Source organism: Agrobacterium sp. DE0009, assembly GCF_007680755.1.
GTDB lineage: Bacteria > Pseudomonadota > Alphaproteobacteria > Rhizobiales > Rhizobiaceae > Agrobacterium > Agrobacterium tumefaciens_B.
Map to the genome: position 1 here is coordinate 1 of NZ_VEIU01000040.1, position 468 is coordinate 468.

Genomic DNA, 468 nt, shown 5'->3' on the forward strand with positions numbered 1-468 from the left:
CGTCATCGGCGGCACGGGCCTGATCGGCTCGAAGGCAGTGAAGTTGCTACAGGACGCCGGCCACGAAGCCGTCGTCGCAAGCTCCCGCAACGGGATCAATGCCTACACAGGCGAAGGACTGGCCGATGCGCTAGCAGGCGCCGACGCCGTCATCGACGTTTCCAACATGATGTCGTTCGACAAGACTGTGATAACCGACTTCTTTGGAACGTCGAGCAGCAACCTGACGATCGCAGAAAAGGCCGCGGGCGTACGCCACCACGTCGTCCTTTCCATTGTCAACGCCGATCAGCTCGCGGCCAATCCCTACATGGCCGGCAAGCTGGCGCAGGAGGAGACCGTCGCGGCGTCGGGCCAAGGGTACACCATCGTCCGCGCGACGCAGTTCCATGAGTTCATCGAGACCCTGGCCGGCGCTTATGCGGCCGACGGCGTGGTGAAAGTGCCGGATATCGACTTCCAGCCGAT

The 468-nt window shown here is 62.6% G+C and carries 1 protein-coding gene; it reads left to right on the top strand.

What is annotated here, in order from left to right; translation table 11 throughout:
- Window positions 1–468: SDR family oxidoreductase (locus FS804_RS24725; protein ID WP_186376982.1), on the top strand; the 468-nt coding region annotated here is incomplete at both ends.